The organism is Kineosporia sp. NBRC 101677 (assembly GCF_030269265.1).
Classification (GTDB): Bacteria; Actinomycetota; Actinomycetes; order Actinomycetales; family Kineosporiaceae; genus Kineosporia; species Kineosporia rhizophila.
The window spans coordinates 349,038-371,778 of the sequence record NZ_BSTA01000004.1 but is presented as its reverse complement, the minus strand read 5'-3'; the positions used below and the strand labels follow the sequence as shown (position 1 = coordinate 371,778).

General features: G+C 71.2%; 22 protein-coding genes. 9 read left to right on the top strand and 13 right to left on the bottom strand.

Annotated features, from left to right (window positions below):
- Both QSK18_RS14455 and QSK18_RS14450 read right to left on the bottom strand, forming a co-directional pair.
- The gene (locus tag QSK18_RS14455; RefSeq protein ID WP_285619535.1) at nucleotides 1-1,251 is read right to left on the bottom strand and encodes an MFS transporter; all 1,251 of its coding nucleotides are present in this window, start codon (nucleotides 1,249-1,251) and stop codon (nucleotides 1-3) included.
- Nucleotides 1,251-1,982: a DNA alkylation repair protein gene (locus tag QSK18_RS14450; RefSeq protein ID WP_232811845.1), complete on the bottom strand. Its 732-nt coding sequence runs from the start codon at nucleotides 1,980-1,982 to the stop codon at nucleotides 1,251-1,253. The genes QSK18_RS14455 and QSK18_RS14450 overlap by 1 nt, the downstream gene beginning before the upstream one ends.
- A 664-nt stretch (nucleotides 1,983-2,646) precedes the next feature.
- Here QSK18_RS14450 and QSK18_RS14445 point away from each other — a divergent pair.
- The gene (locus QSK18_RS14445; RefSeq protein ID WP_232811846.1) at nucleotides 2,647-3,645 is read left to right on the top strand and encodes an alpha/beta hydrolase; all 999 of its coding nucleotides are present in this window, start codon (nucleotides 2,647-2,649) and stop codon (nucleotides 3,643-3,645) included.
- Nucleotides 3,638-4,102, top strand: coding sequence for an HIT family protein (locus QSK18_RS14440; protein WP_285619532.1), 465 nt, complete (start codon nucleotides 3,638-3,640; stop codon nucleotides 4,100-4,102). The genes QSK18_RS14445 and QSK18_RS14440 overlap by 8 nt, the downstream gene beginning before the upstream one ends.
- Here QSK18_RS14440 and QSK18_RS14435 read toward each other — a convergent pair.
- The 4 genes from QSK18_RS14435 to QSK18_RS14420 all read right to left on the bottom strand — a co-directional run bounded on the left by QSK18_RS14435 (nucleotide 4,068) and on the right by QSK18_RS14420 (nucleotide 6,790).
- Nucleotides 4,068-4,922, bottom strand: a complete 855-nt coding sequence (locus tag QSK18_RS14435) for a deoxycytidylate deaminase (protein WP_285619530.1) — start codon at nucleotides 4,920-4,922, stop codon at nucleotides 4,068-4,070. The two genes, QSK18_RS14440 and QSK18_RS14435, sit on opposite strands and share 35 nt — an antisense overlap.
- Nucleotides 4,919-5,515, bottom strand: coding sequence for an adenylyltransferase/cytidyltransferase family protein (locus QSK18_RS14430; RefSeq protein ID WP_232811849.1), 597 nt, complete (start codon nucleotides 5,513-5,515; stop codon nucleotides 4,919-4,921). The genes QSK18_RS14435 and QSK18_RS14430 overlap by 4 nt, the downstream gene beginning before the upstream one ends.
- Before the next feature lie 89 nt (nucleotides 5,516-5,604).
- Nucleotides 5,605-6,222, bottom strand: a complete 618-nt coding sequence (locus QSK18_RS14425; protein ID WP_285619528.1) for a hypothetical protein — start codon at nucleotides 6,220-6,222, stop codon at nucleotides 5,605-5,607.
- A gap of 13 nt (nucleotides 6,223-6,235) precedes the next feature.
- Nucleotides 6,236-6,790, bottom strand: a complete 555-nt coding sequence (locus QSK18_RS14420; protein ID WP_232811851.1) for a hypothetical protein — start codon at nucleotides 6,788-6,790, stop codon at nucleotides 6,236-6,238.
- Between the two features lie 177 nt (nucleotides 6,791-6,967).
- Here QSK18_RS14420 and QSK18_RS14415 point away from each other — a divergent pair, with 177 nt between their 5' ends.
- On the top strand, nucleotides 6,968-9,061 hold the full coding sequence (locus QSK18_RS14415) for an acyltransferase family protein (RefSeq protein WP_285619526.1): 2,094 nt from the start codon (nucleotides 6,968-6,970) through the stop codon (nucleotides 9,059-9,061).
- A 174-nt stretch (nucleotides 9,062-9,235) separates the two neighbouring features.
- Complete coding sequence (gene bdeA, locus QSK18_RS14410) at nucleotides 9,236-10,171, top strand: bis(hydroxyethyl) terephthalate hydrolase (protein ID WP_232811853.1); 936 nt, start codon at nucleotides 9,236-9,238, stop codon at nucleotides 10,169-10,171.
- Between the two features lie 8 nt (nucleotides 10,172-10,179).
- Here bdeA and QSK18_RS14405 read toward each other — a convergent pair whose 3' ends face one another.
- On the bottom strand, nucleotides 10,180-10,728 hold the full coding sequence (locus QSK18_RS14405; RefSeq protein ID WP_232811854.1) for a QsdR family transcriptional regulator: 549 nt from the start codon (nucleotides 10,726-10,728) through the stop codon (nucleotides 10,180-10,182).
- A 300-nt stretch (nucleotides 10,729-11,028) separates the two neighbouring features.
- Here QSK18_RS14405 and QSK18_RS14400 point away from each other — a divergent pair, with 300 nt between their 5' ends.
- Nucleotides 11,029-12,090 (top strand): discoidin domain-containing protein, encoded by a 1,062-nt coding sequence (locus QSK18_RS14400; RefSeq protein WP_285619521.1) that lies wholly within the window; start codon nucleotides 11,029-11,031, stop codon nucleotides 12,088-12,090.
- Nucleotides 12,091-12,121: 31 nt separating this feature from the next.
- Here QSK18_RS14400 and QSK18_RS14395 read toward each other — a convergent pair whose 3' ends face one another.
- Nucleotides 12,122-13,909, bottom strand: a complete 1,788-nt coding sequence (locus QSK18_RS14395) for a sensor histidine kinase (RefSeq protein WP_285619519.1) — start codon at nucleotides 13,907-13,909, stop codon at nucleotides 12,122-12,124.
- A gap of 304 nt (nucleotides 13,910-14,213) precedes the next feature.
- On the opposite strand from QSK18_RS14395, the gene QSK18_RS14390 reads away from it, so the two are divergent.
- Nucleotides 14,214-14,420 carry a cold-shock protein gene (locus QSK18_RS14390; protein ID WP_231443382.1) on the top strand — a complete coding sequence of 69 codons (207 nt, stop codon included), beginning with the start codon at nucleotides 14,214-14,216 and terminating at the stop codon, nucleotides 14,418-14,420.
- Nucleotides 14,421-14,571: 151 nt separating this feature from the next.
- Here the strand turns inward: QSK18_RS14390 and QSK18_RS14385 are convergent, their stop codons facing one another.
- The 5 genes from QSK18_RS14385 to QSK18_RS14365 all read right to left on the bottom strand — a co-directional run bounded on the left by QSK18_RS14385 (nucleotide 14,572) and on the right by QSK18_RS14365 (nucleotide 18,800).
- Nucleotides 14,572-15,000, bottom strand: a complete 429-nt coding sequence (locus QSK18_RS14385) for a response regulator (RefSeq protein WP_285620045.1) — start codon at nucleotides 14,998-15,000, stop codon at nucleotides 14,572-14,574.
- A gap of 128 nt (nucleotides 15,001-15,128) precedes the next feature.
- Nucleotides 15,129-15,743 (bottom strand): response regulator transcription factor, encoded by a 615-nt coding sequence (locus QSK18_RS14380; RefSeq protein WP_285619516.1) that lies wholly within the window; start codon nucleotides 15,741-15,743, stop codon nucleotides 15,129-15,131.
- Nucleotides 15,744-15,753: 10 nt separating this feature from the next.
- Complete coding sequence (locus QSK18_RS14375) at nucleotides 15,754-17,004, bottom strand: sensor histidine kinase (protein ID WP_285619514.1); 1,251 nt, start codon at nucleotides 17,002-17,004, stop codon at nucleotides 15,754-15,756.
- Between the two features lie 21 nt (nucleotides 17,005-17,025).
- Nucleotides 17,026-17,841, bottom strand: a complete 816-nt coding sequence (locus tag QSK18_RS14370) for an ABC transporter permease (protein ID WP_285619512.1) — start codon at nucleotides 17,839-17,841, stop codon at nucleotides 17,026-17,028.
- Nucleotides 17,838-18,800, bottom strand: coding sequence for an ABC transporter ATP-binding protein (locus QSK18_RS14365; RefSeq protein ID WP_232812512.1), 963 nt, complete (start codon nucleotides 18,798-18,800; stop codon nucleotides 17,838-17,840). Before QSK18_RS14365 ends, QSK18_RS14370 begins: the two co-directional genes overlap by 4 nt.
- 126 nt (nucleotides 18,801-18,926) lie before the next feature.
- Here QSK18_RS14365 and QSK18_RS14360 point away from each other — a divergent pair, with 126 nt between their 5' ends.
- The 3 genes from QSK18_RS14360 (at nucleotide 18,927) to QSK18_RS14350 (ending at nucleotide 22,737) form a co-directional block, all read left to right on the top strand.
- On the top strand, nucleotides 18,927-19,280 hold the full coding sequence (locus QSK18_RS14360; protein ID WP_232812511.1) for a GntR family transcriptional regulator: 354 nt from the start codon (nucleotides 18,927-18,929) through the stop codon (nucleotides 19,278-19,280).
- Nucleotides 19,277-20,194, top strand: coding sequence for a DUF1648 domain-containing protein (locus tag QSK18_RS14355; protein ID WP_285619509.1), 918 nt, complete (start codon nucleotides 19,277-19,279; stop codon nucleotides 20,192-20,194). The genes QSK18_RS14360 and QSK18_RS14355 overlap by 4 nt, the downstream gene beginning before the upstream one ends.
- A gap of 200 nt (nucleotides 20,195-20,394) precedes the next feature.
- The gene (locus QSK18_RS14350) at nucleotides 20,395-22,737 is read left to right on the top strand and encodes a transglycosylase domain-containing protein (protein WP_285619507.1); all 2,343 of its coding nucleotides are present in this window, start codon (nucleotides 20,395-20,397) and stop codon (nucleotides 22,735-22,737) included.
- Nucleotides 22,738-22,741 lie beyond the last annotated feature (4 nt).

The window sequence follows — 22,741 nt, the reverse complement described above, 5'->3', positions numbered from 1 at the left end:
TCAGACCCTAGGCACCCGACGGCCCCGGTACCAGGCAATAACCGGCAGCAGGGCCAGCGCCAGCAGCCCGCCGCCGATCGAGAGCACCGCATAACTGCTGCGGTCGACCACGATCCCCGACAGCGCCCCGCCCGAGGCCCCGGCGATCGCGATCAGCACGTCCACGCTGCCCTGGGTGGCCGCCCGCTCGGCCGGGGCGGTCGAGTCGATGATCAGCGCGGTGCCGCTGATCAGGCCGAAGTTCCAGCCCAGGCCGAGCAGGACCAGAGCCACGGTGAGCACCGGCAGCGAGTCGCCCGGGGCCAGGGCCGCCACCAGACCGGCGGCCAGCAGGGTGCCCGCGGCGGCCACCGCCATGGTGATCCGGCCCAGCCGGTCGACCAGTCGCCCGGTGACCAGCGAGGGCAGGAACATCGCGCCCACGTGCATGCCGATCACGAACCCGACCTCGCCCAGACCGTGCTGGTGGTGCCGCATGTGCACGGGCGTCATGGTCATGATGGCGACCATCGCGATCTGGGTGATCACCATGATCGCCGCCCCGACCACCACGCCCCGGCCCCGCCCGGCCCCCGAGGCCTGCGGTGCCGCCGAGGGCTGGGCCAGCGCCCGGGCCACCAGCAACGGGTCGGGCCGCAGGAACGTGTAGAGCACCAGCCCGGCCACGGCGTAGGCGACCCCGCCCAGCAGGAAGGGCCCGGTGAGGGCGGGCAGGTTCAGGGCCTCCGCCAGGTCACCGAGGGGCTCGACCAGGTTGGGCCCGGCCACGGCACCGAAAGTGGTTGACACCAGGGCGATCGACACCGCGGTGGCGCGGTTCTGCGCGTCGGCCAGGTCGGTGGCGGCGTAGCGGGCCTGGAGGTTGGTGGCCGTGCCGGCGCCGTAGACGAACAGGGAGAAGAACAGCAGCACCGGGTTCTCGACCACCGCGGCCAGCACGATGCCCAGCGCACCGACGGCCCCGATCAGGAAGCCCAGCGCCAGCCCCACCCGGCGCCCCTCCCGCTGGGAGAAGCGCCCGACCCCGAACGCGGCCAGCGCCGAGCCGAGGGTGAACAGGGCGGTGGGCAGCCCGGCCGCCCCCTCGCCGCCGAGCATGTCCTGGGCCAGCAGCGCGCCGACGGTGATCCCGGCCGCCAGCCCGGCCCCGCCGAACACCTGCGAGATCACGACGACGGTGAGCGAGCGCCGGTACAGCGCCTGCCGCTCGTCCTCAGTGGTCGGGATCCGGCTGTCCGTGGGAACCGTCATCACACCCTCCTAGCTGCGGTCAGATAAGCCTGCCGCTCCGGCTGCGGATGCTTCTCCAGGGCGTAACGCAGCATGGTGCGAGGCATCTCGTGGGCGTGGGCATCAAGGAACCGGTTCAGCACCGCCCGGTCGCGCTGGCCCACCTCGCGCAGCATCCACCCCGTCGCCTTGTGCATCAGGTCGTGCTCGTCGCCGATCGCCCGGCCCGCCAGCCGCAGCAGATCGTCGAACTCCCCGGCCCGGATCAGCGCGAACGTGGCCACCACGGCCGTACGCCGCCACCACACCGACGGCGAGGTCAGCAACTCGTCCAGCAGGGGCCGCCGTTCGGGGTTTCGTAGGAGCCAGGGCCCGAGGACGTAGGGGGCCACCGAATCGACGAGGTTCCAGTTACTCAGTCGGTCCAGGTTGTCGAGCATGGTCTGCACCGCGGCCTCCTGCTGGGTGGGCTCCTTGGCCCGCCGGTAGAGCTCGACCAGGATCAGCCCGCCCAGCAGCCGTACCTCGTTCCACCGATGGGCCAGCAGCGCCTCCACGTCGGCCAACGTGGCGCTCTTCCCGGCGCCCCGGGCCATCCGGCGCAGCTCCGGCACCCGTACCCCGACGAACTCGTCGCCCTCGCCGTACTCCCCCGGGCCGGTCTTGAAGAAGACCGCCTTACCCACCGCATCGTCCGCATCCCCCAGCGCCTCGACCTCGGCCACCAGTTCGACGCTCAGCTCGGTCTCCACCGCCCCCGGCCCCCGTTCCGCGCCGCCACCCGCCCGTGCAGCTAAGCCACCACCCGTCCGTGCAGCGAACTCGGCCAGCTTCTGAATCACCGAGTCTGCCAGCCCCACCCGCCCCTACGTAGGTCGGGCGGACCGGGGCACCAGACAGACCCCACGCCACCGGGGCGAGCAGATCTCTGGAGCAGCGCACCGGTGACGGCGGCTAAATGTCTATCCGTGTACTGAACGCCTTCTGGTCGGTGATCTGGCCGGTCGGCCGGTGATCTGGCCGCTGGCCCCCCGGCCCCCATGTGGTCCGAAACCGGATCTGCACACTGACCGGTGCCATTCGGGGCCTGGGTCAGTGGACACCAGATATGCGGTTTGAAATGGCCGGACGATCCATAACTTGAGAAGACCTATTCGTTATGCACCGTCCAGCTCTTCAAGAATCGTCCAAGCCTTCCGGCGCGGACGCTCGGCAGGCTCAGAGTGGGGCGGCTGATCTGGGTGCAGGGGGATTGCCGCCACCCCTTCACCAGGCGCGCGGCGGGCTGATCGTGAAACCGGCCGGGCCTGAGGTGCGGGAGCGTGAGGTCGTTCTTCGACCAGACCTTCGACCAGACGGTCTCTGCGTAGGGATCCCACGGGACGGGCCGGGCGTCGCTGGTGTGATTATGGGCGGGTGACTTCTGCGAACTGGGCCGGCGATCTGCTGGGTGAAGGTTACGAGCAGTACACGGTCGAACTGGGGGCCGACCCGGACGGCGAGGGGGAGATCGCCGCCGCGGTGGTCCGCCGCAAGCCGCGGGCCGAGGAAGCGGTGCGCGGGGTCGTCCTTTATGTGCACGGTTTCTCCGACTACTTCTTCCAGACCGAGATGGCCGACTTCTTCGCCGCCCGGGGGTTCGCGTTCTACGCACTCGACCTGCACAAGTGCGGGCGCGCGCGGCGGCCCGGCCAGACCGCGCACTACGCCTCCGACCTGCGGCAGTACGACGCAGACCTCGACGCCGCACTGGCGTTGATCCGGGAAGACTGGCCCGGACTGCCGGTCACCTTTGTCGCGCACTCCACCGGCGGTCTGATCGTTCCCCTCTACCTAGACCGTAAACGCCGCGCCGGAGCGGTTTTGCCGGTGACCGGTGTGGTGCTGAACAGCCCTTGGTTCGATCTGCAGGGAAAGCCGGTGCTGCGCGGGCCGGGCACCTGGTTGCTGCGGGGGCTGAGCAAGGCCTCCCCGTTCCGCACGTTCAAGCTCCCGCCCAGCATCTACGGCCAGACCCTGCACATCAGCGGCGGCGGCGAGTGGGACTACGACGTGGTGATGAAACCCCTCAACGGTTTCCCCGTCACCGCGGGATGGATGAACGCTGTGCGCCGGGGGCACGCCGAACTGCACCGAGGGCTCGACATCGGCGTCCCATCGCTGATTCTGCGATCGGACAAGTCGGTGTTCACCGCGGCCGACGGAGATCCCGACCGCGGCGACGGTGTGCTCGACGTACGGCACATCGCCCGTTGGGCGGGTTGCCTGGGCGGCGAAACCACAGTGATTCCGATTGAAGACGCTCGCCACGACATCGTCTTGTCGGTCCCGGAAGTGCGGTCCAAGGCTTACGCGGTGATCGACTCCTGGCTGTCGGCGCACCGCTCGCTGTTGCAGGAGAACGACAGTGACTGAGCCCGGCCTCTACTACCTGGGCAACACGCGCACCGAGGCCCAGGCCGAACGCATGCGCGAACTGGAGGAGGCGGGCATCTGCCTGTTCTGCTCCCCCACGATCGACCAGGAACCGGCCGAGGGCCTGGTGCTGGCCAACGAGCACTGGGTGGTGCGGCACAACGACTTTCCCTACCGCGGCGCCCGGCTGCACCTGCTCTGCGTGCCCCGCCGCCACGTCACCGACCTGGTCGATCTGCCCGACGCCGCACTCGCCGACTACTGGCAGGTGATCCGTAGTCTGCGCGAGCGTTTCGGGCTCACCTACTACGGCCTGGGCGTTCGGTGCGGTGACTGCGCCTACACCGGCGGCACCATCGCCCACGTGCACGCCCACCTGATCGCCGGCGACCCGGAGTCCGAACACCCGGTGCGCCTCAAGCTCAGCTCCCGGCCGGGCCCGGCTCTACATAGATGAGTTCCACCCCGGCCCGCTGCAGCACCGCGTCGCCCTCGAGCACCGAGTAGCCGCCCCCGAAGAAGCACCGTGCGAACCGGGCCTCGGCCACCAGCCGGGCGCACCCCGGGCAGGGGAACGTGGTCACGTGCAGGTCGGCCCCCTGCAGGGCGATACCCTCCCGGGCGGCCCGGGCCACCAGCGCAGCCTCGGCGTGAATGGCTGTGGTGCGGTCCATCTCGACCCCGCGCTTGAAGTCGTTGCGCGGATCCCCGTTGAGGTAGGGCGCGTACTCGTCGGGCAGGTGCCGGTTGTGCTGCACCGCCAGCACCTCCCCGTCCCGCACGGCCACCGCGCCCACCTGGCGCCACCAGTCCGAGCTCCGCCCTGCGGCCTCGGCCGCGAGCGCCTGCATCGAGCGGGCGTACTCGTCCGCACTGACCTGGCCGTCCCAGTCGGGCATGGAACCGGCCCGGCTCCAGGCCTTGTCCCAGCGCAGGAAGGTGGGGATCAGCTCGATCCGGGCCCGCTCGGCCAGACCGTGCTCGGTCACCAGCGCCCGGATCAGCTCCTCGTCGGGCGCCTTCAGCAGCGGCCCGGTCACCGCCCCGGGCAGGTCACCGGCCTCCACCACCCGCCCGCGCCGCACCAGGCCCAGGGTGAGCAGCCAGCTCAGCAGCCGGTCCGGGTCGAGGGCCCGGATCTCCTTGCGCACCACCGCGTGGTCGGCGGCGAAACTGCGCCCGACCAGCAGCAACTCGTCGTCGGGGCCGCAGTGCTCGGCCAGGAACCGCTCGTACCCGGCGTGCAGCACCGGGACGAAGGCGAGGATCTGCGTCATCGCTCGCCGGCGATCTCTCTGACGATGTTGTTGATGAACGTGGGCAGCCGCTCGGCCACCACGTTGGCGATCTCGAAGTACGTCTTGCGCAGCCGGGCCGAGGTGCTCACGGTGGCCATCCGCGGCAGCACCTCGACCTTGCCGCAGCAGGTGCGCTCCAGCTCGGCGATGTCCTCGGCGGAGTAGGTCTCCTCGGTGGCGATCAGCACGTCCGGGCGCACCGCGTGGATCAGGGCCCAGCGCTCGTGCTCGGGGTGCTTGAGCGTCACGATGCCCACCCCGCGCTGGTGGGTGACCATGCGCAGGCGTTCCAGCTCGGGCACGGCCGGGCGGGCCGGCCCCTTGCGCTCGCGCACCTTGCTGTCGCTGTCCACCCCGACCACCAGGAAGTCGCCGCGCGAGCGGGCCGCCTCCAGGTACATCGAGTGCCCCTCGTGGATCACGTCGAAGGAGCCGCTGGTCAGCACGATCCGCAGGCCCTGGGCGCGGACCGCGTCGATCACGCCCTTGACCTCGGCGAGCTCCTTCACGTAGCGGTGCTCGAAGTGCGAACGATCCTCTTTCAGGAGCCTGACCAAGGCGTCGATGTCCAACGAGGGCTCCTGATCCGTCCTGAATGTGCTGAACTGCGCGGCGCAATCTTTGCGACCAAGGAGACTACCAAGCCATGACCACCTCCCGGTCAGGCCAGCAGCGCCGCTATCTCGTCGGCGGACCAGGCGCCCGCCGCACCGGGGGCGGCGGCCAGGTAGCGCGCGACCTGCGGAACCGGCCAGCCGTGCGCCTGCTTCACCCCGAGCCCGAGCACGCGTAGGTAGGCGGCGGACGGGGCCAGCGTGGGTACGTCGCCCGCGTTCCAGGGCGACGTGAAGGTGATCGTCGGCGGGCCCTGAGGCCCCCGGAGCCGCACCAGCGTCTCGTAACGTCCCGGCCCCAGTTGCGACCGCCCTTGCGTCAGCACTTCCCGAAGGTCGACGTCGGCTCGCACCCCGCCGTACATCTCCTGCGCCACGACGTCACTGAACTGGGACAGTGTGATCAGGTAGGCCCGCATGGCCGTGATGCCGGGAAGCTTCGCATCGTAGAAGGCCCGTCCGCCGCCCCAGACCAGGGACTCGGTGGCGAAGAAGATGCCCCCCGGCACCTCGAAGGGCCGGACGGCGAACGGGAGGCGCTTGTCGCGACAGCCCGATGTGGCCCGGCGGCCACCGGGAGGAGTACCTCCGAGGAGGTAGACCGTGAATCGCTCGGCGTGGAGGTTCGAGCCGTAGCTGGCGTACCAGACCTTCGGTTCTTCCACTCCTTCAGCGTACTTAGCTACGTGCGCTGCTCACTGTGCGTACCAGCTTGGCCAGCACGCCGGTCAGGGAGGCGTCGTTCATCGCCTTGCGGTGCACCCGGAAGCGCCAGCCGCCGGCCGGGGCGCGCTCCAGCGTCACCTCCTCGTGCAGCGCCAGCAGCACCTGCACGCCCAGGTCCAGGTGGCCGGGGCGGGTCAGGGAGCCGACCGGGCCGTCGGCCGCGTCGGCGGCGGCGAGCAGCAGCGGTTCCAGGGCGGGCTGCTCGGTGAGCAGGTAGAGCAGCGTCTCGCGGGCCAGGTCGCCGCCGGAGACCGGTTGGCTCACCAGGGGCAGGTTCAGCCGGTCGGTGCCGGTGGCCGAGTGTGCGCTGGGGGCGGGGTACTCCAGGGCGAGCGGATGGGCGGCCGCCTCGCTCAGGTGTGCGGCCAGGTCGCGGGCGGTCTCCGGGTCGGGCAGCCGGCGTTGCCGCTCCAGCACCACCCGCAGCATCCGGACCGCGTCCGCGTCGTCCAGTTCCAGGATCCGGGTCTGGGCGGTGAGCGCCGCAAGGGGCGGGAAATCGGGCATCGGACCTCCTCGTAACGGGGATTTCTCCGGTCGTTCACAGGTCTTCGGAGGCCCGGCCGCCGGTCTCGAGTGACTCGGCGCACAGACCACCGGATGCAGGTTGCGGCCGACGCCGATTGCAGCGAAAGTGCGTCGGACGTTCCATCCGGAACAGCTGACCCAACCGAACCAGAGGTCGTGAAAAGGGCACCGCGCGACGAACCCCTCGAGACACCCCAGTCGCCCGACCAGACGGTCCGGGCCGGCACCTTCCGCGGTGACATTCAGGGCCTTCGCGCCGTAGCCGTCCTCGTCGTGCTGCTCTACCACACCGGCCTCGGCCCCAGTGGGGGCTTCATCGGGGTGGACGTGTTCTTCGTCCTGTCCGGCTTCCTGATCACCGGCCTGCTGGTGCGCGAGCACGAGAAGACCGGCCGGATCTCGCTGCCGCAGTTCTGGGCCCGCCGGGCCCGGCGTCTGCTGCCCGCCAGTGCGCTGGTGCTGCTGGTGACCTGCGTGGGCGCGCGCTGGTACCTGCCCGCCTCGCAGTGGCAGAGCATCGGCCAGGACGCGATGGCGGCCGCGGCCTACGTGGTGAACTGGCGTCTGGCCGCCGAGTCGGTGGACTACCTGGCCGAGGGGTCGCTGGCCAGCCCGCTGCAGCACTACTGGTCGCTGGCCATCGAGGAACAGTTCTACGTGGTCTGGCCGCTGCTGCTCAGCGTCCTGCTGCTGGCCCGCCGCCGGGCGGTCGCGACGGCGGTGATCGGGCTGGTCGTCGTGGTCTCGCTGACCTTGGCGCTGACCACGTACAGCGCGCAGACCTACTTCACCACCCACACCCGGGTCTGGGAGCTGGCCGCCGGGGCGCTCTGCGCCGTGGCCTTCGCCCGCCGCCCCCTGCCGCAGGGCCGGTCCCTGGTGGCGGCCCTGCTCAGCTGGGCCGGCCTGGCGATGATCCTGGTGGCGTTGTTCGTGGTGAAGCCGGAGACGATGTGGCCGGGCCCGCTCACCGTGCTGGTGGTGGCGGGGACCATGCTGCTGCTGCGCTACGGCCCGAGCGCCGGCGGCGCCCGCCTGGTCCTGGCCCTGCCCCCGATGCGGTGGCTGGGCGACATCTCGTACTCGCTCTACCTGTGGCACTGGCCCCTGGTGGTGTTCGCCCAGGTCGACGGCGAGCTGACCCGGACCGAGGGGCTGAGCATCGTGGGGATCGGCGTGGTGCTCGCCACGCTGACCTACTACCTGGTCGAGGGCCCGGCCCGGAAGGCCCGCTTCTGGGCGCCCTCCGCCCTCGGCATCGCCGGTGGCCTGACCCTCACCCTGGTCGCCGTGGGCTCGGGCACCGCCCTGGCCCACTCCCGCTCGGTGGAGGTGCCGGTGCAGCCCCTGGGCGCCGCCGCTGCCTACCCCGCGCAGGACTCGGCCAGCGCCCTGGCCCCGCCACCGGAACGGGCCAAGGACGACAACGGCGAGATCTACGAGCGCGGCTGCGCCTCGAACTACGCCTCCTCCGACCCCCGGCCCTGCGTGTTCGACCACAGCAAGGGCCCGAACGCGCCGGTGGTCTACGTGGTCGGTGACTCCAAGGCCGGCCAGTGGGCGCCCGCACTGCTGGTCCTGGCCCAGCAGCACGGCTGGAAGCTGGTCTCGATGACCAAGGCGGGCTGCCCGTTCTCGGACATCCACCGGCTGCTCACCCCGGACGAGGGGTACACCACCTGCGAGCCGTGGAACCAGGCGGTGCTGGAGGAGATCCGGGCCCATCCCCCGACCCTGCTGGTGACCACCCAGCTGCAGTTCTACCGCTCGGTCAAGGACGGCCGGCCCCTGCCGGGCGAGGCGAACCGGCAGGAACTGATCCGCGGGATGGCCGTCCGGCTGCAGCAGATGCACGACCTGGACGTCCCGGTGCTCGCCATGGCCGAGACCCCGCGGATGGGCGAGGACGTCGCCGCCTGCGTCAGCCTGCACCTGGACGACCTGGACGCCTGCGCCAAGCCCCGCGACTCGGTGCTCAAGGGCCTGGTGGTGGGCAAGGCCGCGGAGGAGACCGACACCCCGGTGGCCGACCTGACCGACCGGGTGTGCGCCGCCTATCTCTGCCCGCCGGTGATCGGCGACGTGCTGGTCTACCGCGACGACCACCACCTCACGGCCACGTTCTCGCGCACCCTGGCCCCCTTCCTCGACGAGGAGATGGCGCGGGTGCTGGATCCCTGGCTGGTCGAGCGGCTGATGCCCGACGGCTCCCCGGTTCAGCGCCCAGCGGTCCCGAAAAGCGTTTCTTGACAACGATTTAAGCCCCACATAGCTCTCGCGGCGGCTTGTGGCTTCTGGGGCTTGAGTGACGCATTCCCGAAATGCCCGGACCTACGTCTCACGATGCGCCGGTTTCATTGAACCGAGGCCCGTACCGTCCAAGGATCGCTGCGTCCCAGTCGCTTTCGCCGAAAGGAACGGATCATGAATCCGCGACCGCGCACCGACCAGATCCCGGCCCCCCGCCGCCCCTCCCGGTCCCGCCCGCTGATCGCCAGCCTGGCCGGCGCGGCCACCGCCGCCCTGGTGGCGACCGGGGTCCTGCTCGGCCCGGGGGCCAACGCCGCCGAGCCCTCGCCCTACCAGCGTGGTCCCGCCCCCACCAGCAGCTCGATCGAGGCCTCCCGCGGACCCTTCGCCACCAGCCAGGTCTCGGTGTCGGCACTCAGCGCCAACGGGTTCGGCGGCGGCGACATCTACTACCCGACCGACACCAGCCAGGGCACCTTCGGCGCGGTGGCGATCGCCCCCGGCTTCACCGCCCGTAAGTCCAGCATGGCCTGGCTGGCCTCCCGGCTGGCCACGCACGGCTTCGTGGTGTTCAACATCGACACCCTGACCACCAGCGACCAGCCCGCCAGCCGCGGCCGGCAGCTGCTGGCCGCGCTCGACCAGCTCACCCGGGACAGCCGGGTCTCGAGCCGGATCGACCCCACCCGCCTGGCCGTGATGGGCCACTCGATGGGCGGCGGCGGCACCCTGGAGGCCTCGCGCAGCCGGCCCAGCCTGCAGGCCGCCGTCCCGCTGACCCCCTGGAACATCACCAAGTCCTGGTCCGGCAACCAGGTGCCCACCCTGGTGGTCGGCGCCGAGCAGGACACCGTCGCCTCGGTGGCCTCGCACGCCCAGCCCTTCTACCGCAGCCTGCCCAGCGCCCCGGGCAAGGCCTACCTGGAGCTGGACGGCGCCTCGCACTTCGCGCCGAACCTGTCCAACACCACGATCGCCAAGTACAGCCTGTCGTGGCTGAAGCTCTTCGTGGACAACGACGAGCGCTACCGCCAGTTCGTCTGCCCCGGCCCGACCGGCGACCGCAACGTCTCGCAGTACCTGAACACCTGCTCCAGCTTCACCCCGTGAGCTGAGGCTCACTCCAGCAGGGCACGCAGGGCGGGCTCGGCGTCGGCCAGTTCCACCGGCCCGGCGCCGAGCAGCTCGGCGAAGATCACCGACTCCACGAGGCGCACGTACAGCAGCGCCCGGCCCAGCGGCTGAGGCCCGCCCACCCCGGCCTCGCGGAAGATCTGGGCCTGCTCGGCCACCGAGCGGCGCATCACGTCGCCGGCGGTGGTGAACAGCACCCGGGCCGCGATCTGCGGCTCCTCGGCCATGAAAGTGCGTAGCGGATGGGCCAGCTCGAGCATCCCGACGAACGAGCGGGTGACCGCCAGGACGTCCTCGGCGCCGCCGACCCGGCCGACCCGCGCGCGGGCGATCTGGAACAGCCGCCGGCTGATCATCCCGAACACCTCGCCCAGCAGCTTGTCGCGGCTGCCCACGGCCCGGTAGAGGGTGGCGCGGCTGACCGCGAGTTCGGTTGCCAGCAGGTCCATGTCGAGGGTGCAGTGGCGGGCGAAGTGGATCGCCGCGCCCCTCAGGACGACCTCGGGCGCCAGCACCGGGCGGCTCGTGGGCAAGATCCCTCCTGGGGAGGAGCCGGAAGTGATCGCAGGCGACTCTCACATTCCGTGCGTACCGTACGCAATTCAGGTCACCGACGTCCTCCGGCTTTTCTGAAAGCTTTCTTTCGCCGGGCTTAATGCACAGAAAAGACGGACCACGTAGGCCGGGCATCACCCTCCGGGGTGCCGCCGTCACCCAGCGAACATACGAGTTCTGTTTATCCACAGGGATGCTCAGGGCCGCCGGGCTCCTGTCAGAATGGCTCTGCGCGTGACGATTCGTCGGTCACGTCTGGACCTCTGGGAGCCGACCGCGTGGACAGCAACAACCCGACGACGGGTGAGTTCCGTCTCGACGAACCCGAAGACGTGGTCTCGTCGCAGCGTCCCCCGATGCGCCGCCGGGGCGGCGACGACGAGGGCCGGCCGCCGCGTCTGTTCGGGTTCAGCCGCACGGTCTGGGCGATCGTGGCGGTGGTGGCGGTGATCGTCGGCGGGGTCGCCGTGGTGCAGTACACGACACGCTCGCCCAGCTACACCGCCCAGGACACGTCGCTGTCCGGGCTCGAGATCACCATTCCGGAGCCGAGCGCTTCCGATGCGTCACCGCCGGTCTCCCCCACCCCGGAGCCGTCGGCCAGTAAACGGCCCAAGGCCACCGCGACGCCCTCCGCCTCGGCCACCGAAGGCACGCCCGCGCCGGAGAACAACGGGCAGACCGGTCCCGGCCGGCCCGCCACCCCGTCCGGCCCGACCGGGGGCACCGACCCCCAGCCGTCCTCCGGCCCGGCCGACGAGCAGGACGAGCCCACCTCCCGGCCCGACGACGACCAGGACGACAACGGCGGCTGGGACGGCTGGGACGACGGCGACGACAACGAGGGCCAGGACCAGGGTCAGGACGACGACCAGGGCCAGAACCCCGGGCCGGAGACCGGTCCGGGCCAGGTCCCGGTGGCCGATCCGGGCGTGAACCTCGCGGCCTCGGCCTCCGCCCAGGCCAGCAGCGCGAGCTGGGGCCTGGGGGCGGGCAACGTCACCGACGGCAGCACGCGCACCTACTGGGAGTCCAGGCCGGGCTTCCCGCAGACGCTCACCGTCGACCTCGGCCAGGTCACCACGGTCGGCCGGGTGGCACTGTCGTCACCGTCGTTCGGCTGGGGCCCCCGCACCCAGACGATCACCGTGCTGGGCAGCACCGACGGCTCGTCGTACCGCACGCTCAAGGGCTCGTCGGCCTACCAGTTCCCCAACTCCGGCAGCCAGGCCACGGCCACCTTCACGCCCACCGCCACCCGCTATCTGCAGCTGCGGTTCACCGGCGCCACCCAGTACGGCTCGGCCCAGCTCGCCGGCCTCTCCGTGCACTCGTCCTGAGCGGCCGGGCACTCGTCCTGAGCGGCCGGCCTCAGACGCAGGGGATCGCCGCGACCATCAGTGAACCGCCCCGGGCCAGGGCCGAGAACATCACGTCGCCGCCCAGTGCCCGCACCCGGTCGAGCATGCCCGGCAGTTCGGCCCCCAGCCGCAGCTGGGCGGGACGGTTCGCGTCGTCCTCGATCTCGATCGTCAGGATGCCGTCGGCCTCGTGCCCCCGGATCTCCACCCGCACCCGCCCCGCCGGCTCCTCGCCCGCCACCTCCAGCACCGCACTGATCAGCGAGTAGGCCGTCTCCTCGGTGGCCGCCGGGTAGCGGCCCAGGGGCAGGCGCACGTCGACCGGCACCGGCTGACGCTGGGCGAGGGCCTCCACCGCGGCCCCCAGCCCGGCCTGGCTCAGTACCGCCGGGTGGATCCCCCGGGCCAGGTCGCGCAGTTCGTCGAGGGCCCGGGAGATCTCCTTGCTGATCGCCCGCAGGCGCTTGCGGGCCTCGTCGGACAGCTGCTCGGAGTCGGACGCGGCCAGGAAGAGCTTCAGCGCGAGGAGCCGCTGCTGGGCGCCGTCGTGCAGGTTGCGCTCGACCCGGCGGCGTTCGGCCGCGGCGGCCTGCACGGCCTGCATCCGGATCGCCCGGACCTGGCTCAGCCGGGCCAGCACCACGGCCTGCAACTGGGCGTTCTCCAGGGCCAGGCCGCTGGCGGCCAGGGCGTTGGTGACCACGTTGGGGTGGCGGCGCAGGGCCGGGTCGGTGTCGATCACCGCGAGCGGGGTGCCGGAGGCCGAGGTGACCGGCAGGAGCAGGCGTTTCTCGTCCGGCCCGGGATGCTCGGGATCGTCGGGGCTGCCGGTCACGTCGACGTAGGTGTTGAGCTCGGGGGCCCAGTAACGCACCCTCAGCGACTCGTCGAGCAGGGCGGTGCGCAGAGACGTCTGCACCGCCTCGGGGGTGGGGTGCTGCTGCACCTGCCGCACCAGGGTGAGCACTGCGTGGTCGGCCAGCCGCCGGCGCACCACACTGGCCAGGAAGGCCATCGGGACCAGGGCGAACAGGGCGGCCTGGAGGGCGAAGGTGTAGTCCTTCGCATCGCCGTGCACCCCGAGCAGCTGCACGATCGGCACCGTCACGGCGGCCAGCGTGGTGGCCGGGGCGGCGATCGCCATCGGGGTCAGGACCTGCCGGTCCAGCCCTCGCATCCGGCGGATCCGGACCATCCACAGCACGGTGAACAGGCCCGCCAGGATCAGCTGACCGGCGCTGACCACCTGGACCACCGCTTCGTTCAGCGACCGGTCGGCGTAGACCGTGATCCACCAGGAGTCCGGGTCGTAGTGCTTCCACTCCGGGCGCATGGTGACGTCCTGGGCCAGGATGCCGCCGACCAGGACCACGCCCAGCACCGTCACGAAGGCCCGCTCGGCCCGGTCGAGCAGGGCCGGGTCGGGGTAGCGGAACATCGCCCAGACCGCCAGGGACAGCGCCACGAAGCTGGAGATGCCCGAGATCAGCGGCATCGGCCCGAAGGCCCACTCCTCGCTCCAGCCCAGGGCCCACAGCTGGGCCGCACCGATCAGCAGCCCGCCGGTGACCCGGTGGCCGGGCTCCTCCCAGAGGATCACCCCGGCACAGGTGAGCATGGCCCCGAAGAGCAGGCTGCCGACGGCAACCACCGGGTACTCCCGCCACAGCGGGCCCATCACGACGGCCCCGACCGCGGACAGCCCCAGGGTGACGGCGATGGTGCGGGACCACTGCCGGGTATCGGAGGCCGGCCCGGACGACGGGGGCGACGTCACGACCAGAGACGTCGAGCTCACCATCGCCACCCTGATCGCCGGGGCGAATCGGGACAAGAGGGAAAGCCCCCGTCCCCGGGCCCGACCCTGCGGATCGGCCCCCGCGAGGCCGCCCGATGGGAGCACTTGAACCCGTTTCGGGCCGGGCAAATCCCCCGTCCAGGCCGCTGATCATGGGGATGAGCTGAGATTTTGTCTCCGGCAAGTGGGCGATTCAGCAGGCTCGATTTGCTGCCGAGTGCATCCGCACGCCATTCTGTCCTAAGCTGGGGGTCGGCTACACCAGGTAACAGACCTGCGTGGGCCTCCTGAACTTAGGACAAACATGGCACAGGGTACGGTCAAGTGGTTCAACGCCGAAAAGGGTTTCGGCTTCATCAGCATCGACGGGGGCGGCGCTGACGTCTTCGTCCACTGGTCGGCGATCCAGATGGACGGCTACCGCGCGCTGGACGAGGGTCAGCGAGTGGAGTTCGAGCTGGGCCAGGGCCAGAAGGGCCCGCAGGCCGAGGCTGTGCGTCTCGCTCAGTAGTCGCACGTGATGGTGGGCATCTCGCACTGCGAGTTGCCCACCATCCGTATTTTGCGCCCCTTCTGAAGGGGCATTGAGCCAGAGGACGTCCGTGGCGGCCCGAGCCCGTTGTCGCACCTCGCGTGCGGGGTACGGCGGAGAAGCCGGGTGGTCAGCGCTGGACCGGCAGCAGGGCGCTGGTGGCGGTGTAGAAGCGCTCGATCCGCTCCACCACGTCCTCGAAGCTGGCCAGGTCGATCGGCTTGGTGACGTAGGCGTTGGCGTGCTGCTGGTAGCTGCTCAGCACATCGGCCTCGGCGTCGGAGGTGGTGAACACGACCACCGGCACCGCCCGCAGCACCGGGTCGTCCTTCAGCGCGGCCAGGGTGCCCCGGCCGTCGAGCCGGGGCATGTTCAGGTCGAGCAGGATCAGGTCGGGCTGCGGCGCCCCGGGCCGCCGCAGGAACTCCAGGGCCTCCTGCCCGTCACCCACCCGGTGCAGCACCGGCGGCCGCTCCACCCGCTCGAAAGCCTCCGTGATCATCAGGACGTCCCCCGGGTCGTCCTCCACCAGGAGCACCACCGGCACCCGCGACTGCATGCGCACCTCAAGAATCGTTGCCGTAGTGGCCGGCTCGGGCATCCTGCCCGCGCGACGGGCAAGACCGGCACAGGACAGAACCTAGGCCGTCATCGTGACATCCCCGGGCTTCTCGGGCGACCGGACGATCAGATCCAGCCCATGCGCCGGGCGATCGCGCAGGCGTCGTGCCGGTTGGACGCGTTGAGCTTGGTCATCGCGTTCGAGAGGTAGTTGCGCACGGTGCCCGGCGAGAGGGAGGCGCGCGCGGCGATCTCGTCGATCGGGGCGCCGGTGGCGGCCAGTTCCAGGACGTCGGACTCGCGTGGGGTGAGCGGGCTGTCGCCCGCGGCGATCGCCTCGGCGGCGAGCTGCGGGTCTACGTGGCGGCCCCCGGTGTGCACGGTGCGCACCACGCTCGCCAGGGTTGCGGCCGAGGTGGTCTTCGGGAGGAAACCACGGACGCCGGCGGCCAGGGCCCGCTTGAGGTGCCCCGGCCGTCCGTGGCTGGTGACGATCACGGTGGCGCACCCGGGCAGCCGGGTGCGCAGCTGCTCGGCCACCGCGATCCCGTCCGGGCCGGGCATCTGCAGGTCGAGGACGGCCACGTCGACCTCGTGCTTCACCGCCATGGCGATCGCCTCGTCGCCGGTCGCCGCCTCGGCGACCACGTCGAGGTCGTCCTCCAGGCTGAGCATCTGGGCCAGGGCGGTACGGATCAGGTTCTCGTCGTCGGCGAGCAGGATGCGGACGGGGGCGCTCACGAGGGTTCTCCTAGCCGGCGACGGGTCTGGTCGGGTCGGGTGCTGGGTCCAGTGCTGGGTCCAGAACCGGTTGCTGGTCGGGGCTGTTCCTGGTGCCGGCGGGTCCGGCGGCGCTGAGCGGGCCGGTGCCGGGCAGGTGCGCCACCACCACCCAGCGGTCATTCTCCCGGCCGGCCTCCAGGCCGGCGCCCAGCGGGGTCAGACGCTCGCGCAGGCCCTGCAGTCCCGAGCCGGACGCCAGACCGGCCTCGGCCGCCGGCTCGCCCAGGCCGTCGTTCTCGATCCGCAGGTCGTTGTCCTGGAACGAGATCCGCACGGAGCCGGCCGAGGAGTGCCGCAGCACGTTGGTGACGCTCTCGCGGACCACCCAGCCGGCCGCCTCGTGCCAGGCCCGGGGCACCACCCCGATCTCGAGCGCGACCTCGATCCCGGCCGAGCGCAGCAGCGCCCGGGCGCCCTCCAGCTCCTGGCCGAGGCTGGTCGGGCGGTAGCCGCGGGCCAGCGCACGGGCCTCGGTCAGGGCGTCGTGGGCGACCTGGCGCACCTCCATCATCTGGTCGGCGGCTCGTTCGTCGCCCCGGCGGGCCAGGGTGGCGGCGAGTTCGGCCTGCACCGCGATGGTGGACAGGTGCCGGCCGAGCACGTCGTGCACGTCGCGGGAGAACCGCAGCCGCTCCTCGGCCACGGCCAGCCGGGACTGGGTGTGGCGCAACGCGTCGAGCTCGGCGACCACCCCGTACAGCCACAGCGACATCCGCACGCTGATCACGCTGACCAGGCCGATGATCAGCCCGGCCACCGCGCTGAACCACTGCGTCCCGGCCACCCCGACCACCAGGGCGCAGCCCAGGATCACCGCCGCCGAGGCCCAGCGGTCGGGGATCCCGCCCAGGCTGGCCGCGAAGTTCGCGGTGACCACCACGACCACCACCCCCTGGGCCTCGCCCGAGGCCGGGAGACCGACCAGGCCCAGGTAGAGCAGGCTGACCACGAGCAGGGCGGCGGTGGGGCGGACCGGGAACGGCTGGATGTTCGGATAGTTGTCGATCACCGCCCGCATCACCGCGGTGCCGAGCATGGTCACCACCACCGCGCCGATGATCACGGCGGTGCCTTGCCCGGCCCCCGGCGCCGGCGCGGACGACAGCAGCAGGCTTCCGCACATGCCCCAGAGCACCAGGTAGAGCGACTGCCGGGTGTACAGGTCGACGCGCTCCACGCGGCTGAGTTCTGACCAGCGGCGTGGTCTCCGGAACTTCACCGGATCAGCCTAGGACGCGCACTAGGTGCGCGGTTCCCAGCGCATCGACCGCTGGGCGAGCTGCAGGGCCAGGCCGGTCCAGACCACCAGCACCACCAGCGGCTGCCCGGCCAGGCTCCAGGTCTCGGCGAAGGTCAGGGTCGTGGTGGTGGCGTCGAAGGAGTCGAGGCCGAACCAGCCGACCCGGACCAGTTCGTTGATCGCCGCCCCGGGAGTCAGCGAGATGGCCTCGCGCAACGGGTCGGACAGGCTGGGCAGACCCCCTACGAACGGGCCGACCGAGGCCAGGACGATCACCGGCAGGCTGGTCAGCTGGGCCGCCTCGGCGCTGCGGGTCCAGGCCGCGGTCCAGTAGGCGAAGGCCGCGAACATCACCACCGACAGCAGCGCCCCGAGGGCGAACAGCAGCACGTTGACCGGGGCGTCCTGACCCGCGACGACCGCCACCGGCACGGCCACCGCGGTGGTCAGCAGCGCACAGGCCACCCCGGGCAGGGCGATCGCGGTGAGCAGTTCCGCGTCACGGGTCTCACCGGTGCGCATCCGCTTGAGCACCAGCTCGTCGCGGCGGCTGACGAACTGCGACAGCACGTTGTAGAAGACCGGGAAAAGGCCCGCCAGCAGCAGCACCCCGGCGACCGCGGTGGCGCCCAGGCTGGTCAGTCCGCGCTCCCCGGCCAGCAGGGTCAGCAGCGGGGCCAGCGGCATGACCAGGGCGTAGGTCAGGGCCAGCCGGTTGCGGACCAGCAGCACGGCGTTCCAGCGGGCCAGGTGCAGGGTACGGGTCACCGAGAACCCGCCCCGGGCCGGGACCTTGGTGGCGGTGGTGGCGCTCATCGGACGCTTCCTTCCAGTTCGGGGGTGTGCACGGCCGGGTCACGGCCGTCGGCGATGGCCAGGAACACCGACTCCAGGCTCGGGCTGCGGGCGTCCAGGCCTTCCAGGCGCACTCCCCGGCCCCCGGCCCAGGCCAGCAGGTGGGCCAGGGAGGTCTGCAGGTCGGTGGTGTGCAGGACGGTCCGCCCGTGCTCCTCGCGCAGGTCGGTGACCGCGCCGAGGTCACTCGGGACCTGGGCCAGCCGGGCGAAACTGATGACCGACGGGTGTCCTTCGGCGATCTGGGTGGGGGTGCCGGAGCGCACGATCCGGCCCGCGTGCATGATCTCCAGCCGGTCGGCCAGGGTCTCCGCCTCGTCCAGGTAGTGCGTGGTCACCAGCACCGTGGAGCCGGCCTCGCGCAGCCCGTCGATCAGGGCCCAGACCTCGCGGCGGCTCTCCGGGTCCAGGCCGGTGGTCGGCTCGTCGAGCACCACCAGCTCCGGGTCGCCCATCAGGGTGCAGGCCAGGTCGAGGCGGCGGGCCTCACCCCCGGACAGCGACAGCACCTTGGTGTCGGCCCGGCGGCCCAGGTCGAGCCGGTCGATCATTTCCTCCACCGGCCGCGGCGCCGAGAGCGTGCCGGCCCACAGCCGCAGCGTCTCGCGCACCGTCAGGTCGCCGGAGAAACCGCTGCGCTGCAACAGGACTCCGGTGCGGCGGCGCACCGCGGCGCGATCGGCGACCGGGTCCAGGCCGAGCACCCGGACGGTGCCCGCGGTCGGTGCGGCCAGCCCCTCGATCACCTCGAGGGTGGAGGTCTTACCGGCGCCGTTGGTGCCCAGCAGCGCGGTGACGGAGCCCGCCCGGACGTCGAGGTCGACGCCCCGGACGGCTTCGAAGGCGGAGGCACCGGTTCCGTAGGTGCGGCGCAGCCCCCGGACGCGGACCGCGAACTCGTCTGAGACTTCGCTGTTCATGTCTTCCAGCCTGTCCCCGGAGCAGCGGCCGGGCCGCTGCCGTAGCTCACCAGGAACCGATGACAGATGTCATCACCGGCTCGGCCGCCCTCTCGTGATCGCCCATTGTTATAGTAGAATGCGAACATGTTGTTCCGAGTCGACCTGGCCTCCTCCGAGCCCCTGGCCGAGCAGATCGCGGCGCAGGTGCGGGGTGGGCTGCTGCGGGGCGAACTGGCCCCGGGCGAACGGCTGCCCTCGGCGCGCGAACTGGCCGCGGTGCTCGAGGTCAACCTGCACACCGTGTTACGGGCCTACGGCCAGCTGCGCGACGAGCAGCTGGTCGACCTGCGCCGCGGGCGCGGGGCAGTGGTGCGGGGCGATGCCGACGCGGGGCGGTTGCGTCTGGTCGAACTGGCCCGGCAGTTCACCCGCGAGGCCCGGCGACAGGGGCTGCGTGACGAAGAGGTGCTGGCGATTCTCAAGGAGGCACAGGCATGAGACGAGTGAGCGCAGCAGTCATCCTGGTCTGGCTGCCCCTGGTGGTCCCGGTGGTGGGGCGGGTCGCCTGGTCGGACCGGCTGCCCGACCCGATCGCGACACACTGGGGGCCGGGCGGCGGGGCCGACCGGTTCTCCTCGTTCCAGGCCCTTTTCGTGGTCACACTCCTGGTCGGGGCCCTCTGCGGCGGGATCGCGCTGGTGGCCGCAGCCCGGCTGCGCAGCACCCCCGGCTTCCGTTTCGCGGTGACCGCGGCGGGCGCCACGGCCGGCGGCACGGCCGGGGCCTTCGTCGCCACCGCGCAGATGAATCTGGCCGACCCCGCCGACCCCCGGCTGAGCTGGTGGCTGGTCCTCTTCGTGGTCGGCCTGGCCTGGGGCCTGGTGGTGCGTCAGGTCGCAGGCCCGAGCCCGGCCACCGGCTCCGCCCCCGAGTCAGCCGAACCGCTGCCTCTGGGGCCGGACGAGCGCGCCGCCTTCGCCACCACGCTCTCGTCACCACTCCTGACCGGCGCCGCCGCGCTCACCGGGGCCGTGGTGCTGGCCCTGGCGCTGACGGTGAGTCCCGGGCTGTGGGTCGTCCTGCTCGTGCCACTGGCCGTCACCCTGTGTTTCGCCCGCATCCGGGTCACCGTCGACCGGCGCGGCCTTCGTCTGGTGGCCGCGCTGATCGGCCTTCCGCTGAAACGCATTCCGCTGGCCCGCATCGAGGCCGCGCAGACGGCCACCATCGAGCCCGGCGCCTGGGGTGGCTGGGGATACCGCATCCTGCCGGGCCGTTCGGCCCTGGTGCTGCGCCGCGGCCCGGGCCTGGTCCTGCACCTCGACGGAGGCCGCCAGTTCGCGGTCACCCTCGACCGGCCGGAGGTGCCGGCCGGGTTGCTCGCCGCCCTCGGCACCCGGTCGAAGGGCTGAGTCCTCATCCTGGGGGATGACTTCGTGAACCGGGGCGATTCATCCTCCAGAACGAGGGCGTCCACCTCCGCCGGGGCGATACCCTCGCGTAGGTACCGCTGACCGCCGCACGCGCGCGGGGCGGTCCATCCTCCTTTCCGCTGAACGCCGACGTTCCGCTGCGCGCGGGCCGACGGCAGACCAAGGGTGCTGGAAGAGTTTTGAACGCAACTGCTAAGACCGGCGGCAAGTCGATCCCCGGCCTCCTCGGGGCCTTCACGGCGGTGAGCCTGGTGGGCGGGGTCATCGCCGCCGGGCTCGTCGCCCCGGCGGTCGGCGCCACCGGGGTGGCCTCCAACACCGCCGTCAACGCGTTCCTCGACCTGCCCAGCGAGCTGGAGGACACGCCGGTCTCAGCCACCACCAAGGTGCTGGCGGCCGACGGCTCACCGATCGCCACGTTCTTCGACGAGAACCGCAGCCCGGTCAAGCTCGAGAAGGTCTCGCCGTTCCTGCAGGACGCGGTGGTCTCGATCGAGGACGAGCGGTTCTTCGAGCACAGCGGGGTGGACACCGAGGGCCTGCTGCGCGCGGTGGCGGTGACGGTGCTGAAGAGCGAGTCGCAGGGTGCCTCCACGCTCACCCAGCAGCTGGTCAAGAACACCCTCAAGCTGCAGGCCTACGTGAAGGGTGACGAGGCCGGCATGCTCGAGGCCACGGACACCACCTCCGACCGCAAGCTGCGCGAGATCCGGCTGGCCACCGCGTTGGAGAAGCGGCTGACCAAGCCGGAGATCCTGGAGCGGTACCTGAACATCGCCTGGTTCGGCGGCCAGACCAACGGCATCGAGGCGGCAGCCAAGTACTACTTCGGCACCAGCGCCAAGAAGCTCACCCTGCCGCAGGCCGCGATGCTGGCCGGGATGATCCACAACCCGAACGCGTACAAGCTGGGCGACCCGACCAGCCACGAGCGGGCAACCGCCCGCCGCAACCGGGTGCTGGACAAGATGCTCGAGCTGGGCAAGATCGACCAGGCCGCCCACGACAAGGCGGTCAAGGCCCCGCTGAAGCCGAAGATCACCGCGACCCGGGCCGGCTGCGCCAACGCCAAGACCCGGGCGTACTTCTGCGACTACGTCTACAACGTGATCACCGAGAGCGACGACTTCAAGGCGCTCGGTGAGACCCAGGATGCCCGCGAGAATGCCCTCCTGCGCGGCGGTTACACCATCACCACCACGCTGCAGCCGAAGGTGCTCAAGGCCGCCTGGAACTCGGTGAAGGACCGGATCCCGCCGAAGGACCCGAGCCGCATCGCCACCGCCACGGTCTCGGTCGAGCCGGGCACCGGCAAGGTGCTCTCGATCATCCAGAACAAGTTCTACAACCCCAAGGCCGCCAAGCAGAACACCACGGTCAACTACTCCACCGACTACCAGTACGGCGGTTCCTCCGGCTTCCAGACCGGCTCGACCTTCAAGCCGGTCGTGCTGGCCGCCTGGCTGGACGCCGGGCGCTCGCTGTACAGCCAGCTCGACGGCTCCCCGGGCACCCTGCCGATCAACTCGTTCAAGTCGTGCGGGCAGAGCGTGGGCAGCTACGACAGCTACACGTTCCAGAACTCGGCCGAGGGCCAGGGCGAGGGCATGATGAGTGCCTGGGACGCCACCAAGGACTCGATCAACGGCGCCTACATCCGGATGACCCAGCAGCTCGACCTGTGCGACATCCAGAAGATGGCCTCGGACCTGGGCATGCACCGGGCCCAGCCGGTGATCGACCCGTGCATCCCCGGCAACTACGACGCCAAGAAGCCGAAGACGACCACCAAGGTGCCGCAGTGCGAGCCCTCGGTGGCCCTGGGCACGGCCAGCCAGTCGCCGATGACGATGGCCAGCGCCTACGCCACGTTCGCCTCGGGTGGGATCCGCTGCAACCCGGTCGTGGTCACCTCGATCAAGGACCGCAACGGCAAGAAGCTGAAGGTCCCGGACGGCACGTGCAAGCGAACGATCTCCGAGAAGGTCGCCAACGCCGCCACCCTGGGCATGAGCAAGGTGTTCACCTCCGGCACCGCGGTCAGCGTGGGCTCACTGAGCAGCGGCCAGCCCGCCTCCGGCAAGACCGGTACCACCAACCTCTCGCAGGACACCTGGTTCGCCGGGTACACCCCGCAGATGGCCACCGCCGTCTGGGTGGGGCCGGAGACGGTGAACGGTAAGCGCGACAACATGCAGGGCGTCACGATCGACGGCACCTACTACGGCGCCGTCTACGGAGCCACCTTCGCCGGGAAGATCTGGAAGGACATCACCAGCAAGTCGCTCGAGGGCGAACCGGTCAAGCAGTTCGGCGAGGTGGACAGCAGCCTGGTCGGCAGCCCCCCGCCCCCGCCCGAGAAGGACGACAAGGGCGACGACGGCGACGGGGGCGACGACTCCGACGGCGGCGACGACTCGGACGACGACTCGGGTGACGGTCAGGACGACGGCGGCGACGACTCCCAGGACGACGGCGGAGACGGTGGCGACGAGGGCGGCCAGGAGGACCAGGACCGCTGACGCG

Bases quoted from the DNA above. Each gene is read 5' to 3' on its own strand.
- QSK18_RS14455 (WP_285619535.1), bottom strand. From the start codon at position 1,251: ATGACGGTTCCCACGGACAGCCGGATCCCGACCACTGAGGACGAGCGG.
- QSK18_RS14435 (WP_285619530.1), bottom strand. From the start codon at position 4,922: ATGACGCAGATCCTCGCCTTCGTCCCGGTGCTGCACGCCGGGTACGAG.
- QSK18_RS14420 (WP_232811851.1), bottom strand. From the start codon at position 6,790: ATGCCCGATTTCCCGCCCCTTGCGGCGCTCACCGCCCAGACCCGGATC.
- bdeA (WP_232811853.1), top strand. From the start codon at position 9,236: ATGAATCCGCGACCGCGCACCGACCAGATCCCGGCCCCCCGCCGCCCC.
- QSK18_RS14390 (WP_231443382.1), top strand. From the start codon at position 14,214: ATGGCACAGGGTACGGTCAAGTGGTTCAACGCCGAAAAGGGTTTCGGC.
- QSK18_RS14385 (WP_285620045.1), bottom strand. From the start codon at position 15,000: ATGCAGTCGCGGGTGCCGGTGGTGCTCCTGGTGGAGGACGACCCGGGG.
- QSK18_RS14370 (WP_285619512.1), bottom strand. From the start codon at position 17,841: ATGAGCGCCACCACCGCCACCAAGGTCCCGGCCCGGGGCGGGTTCTCG.
- QSK18_RS14365 (WP_232812512.1), bottom strand. From the start codon at position 18,800: ATGAACAGCGAAGTCTCAGACGAGTTCGCGGTCCGCGTCCGGGGGCTG.
- QSK18_RS14360 (WP_232812511.1), top strand. From the start codon at position 18,927: ATGTTGTTCCGAGTCGACCTGGCCTCCTCCGAGCCCCTGGCCGAGCAG.
- QSK18_RS14355 (WP_285619509.1), top strand. From the start codon at position 19,277: ATGAGACGAGTGAGCGCAGCAGTCATCCTGGTCTGGCTGCCCCTGGTG.